This is a genomic window from Yersinia sp. Marseille-Q3913 (assembly GCF_963892745.1).
Classification (GTDB): domain Bacteria; phylum Pseudomonadota; class Gammaproteobacteria; order Enterobacterales; family Enterobacteriaceae; genus Yersinia; species Yersinia bercovieri.
On the sequence record NZ_CAWQAF010000079.1, the window covers coordinates 1 to 1,117 of the forward strand.

The window sequence follows — 1,117 nt, forward strand, 5'->3', positions numbered from 1 at the left end:
GTACCAACCAGTAAATAAAACCAGTGATCGCTTTAGCTGGGATGCGAGTAAAGAGACAACCTATTGGCTGTTACGGGAGCAAATGGCAATAACCGCGCCAATCGAAATAACCTTATCGGCATTTATGGACGCAATCAGCAAAATGGTTCCTTTGGATTGGCAAGGTGATGTAAATAGTGAGTCATTCAAGCTGGCAGAAATGTACTGCGGCAACGTGACAGACATCTACGCCAAGGTAGGAGATCGTTATTTTGAGTTTCGTGACGTTGTCACTCTGAGCCACGAAGAAATAATCGAACAGATAGAAAAGGAGGTGTTAAGCCAAAACCAGAAATGAAAAAAGCAGACTTGCGTCTGCTCTCTCTGTCGGTTCAGCCCTAGGAAAGTTTAACCGACTATCAATTATCTATTGGAGTTAAGACTATGAAAATTGACGCTTGTATCATTGCACCAACTGCCAGTTTTGTAAAGCAGGCCCCGAAAAAACAGCAGCGCATGAACCATCCTGCAATTGCTGTAGAACAGATAAGCCTATCAAGCAAAGCGCGGGCGCGCCACATTGCCAAATGCCAGCTCAAAAAGAAGTCGGTCAGAGTACCGGCAATGCTTATCAGTGAACTGGGCCAGTTACTCCGCACGCTGGAACTTAAACGGGCTTATGCCTGATTAAGCGCACCGCTCCACTACGGGGCGGTATTCCATCAAATAGGAGTGATGCAATGAACGAAAAAACAGTTTTGAGTGCTACTTATTTAGTTATGGGCGCACTGGATCAACGCGAAGATTTTATTAAGGCGCTTGAGCGGTCGGCGGTCAGCGAGATGGACCTGATAGCGAACTTGATTTCACAGGCAAAAGGGCTAGAAGCTGTCGCTGAATATGTCTCCGAAAATTATGACTTAGCGGGAGTTTGGTTGTATGAAGTTGTAGAGCCGTTTGGCGCGGAGTTAATCAAATTTCATGATGTTCCTGATACATTTCTCGCGTCTGACGTTCTGGCTGTTTTTCTCAATAATTGGTTAAGTATTGATGAAAATGAAAGAAACGTATTCATCGATACTATTAAATATCTGTATCAGAATGCACTCGCTTAGTCTGAATATGATCCGTTAGATGC

3 protein-coding genes are annotated in these 1,117 nt (G+C 44.2%); all 3 read left to right on the top strand.

The features are described 5' to 3' along the window. On the top strand, nt 1–337 hold a 337-nt coding region (locus AACW11_RS19100; RefSeq protein ID WP_212587054.1), incomplete at its 5' end, for a hypothetical protein. Between the two features lie 86 nt (nt 338–423). Then, entirely contained in the window at nt 424–666 is a 243-nt protein-coding gene (locus AACW11_RS19105; protein ID WP_212587055.1) for a hypothetical protein, read from the top strand. Nucleotides 667–719: 53 nt separating this feature from the next. Further along, nucleotides 720–1,094: a hypothetical protein gene (locus AACW11_RS19110; RefSeq protein WP_212587056.1), complete on the top strand. Its 375-nt coding sequence runs from the start codon at nt 720–722 to the stop codon at nt 1,092–1,094. The last annotated feature ends 23 nt before the right edge of the window (nt 1,095–1,117 follow it).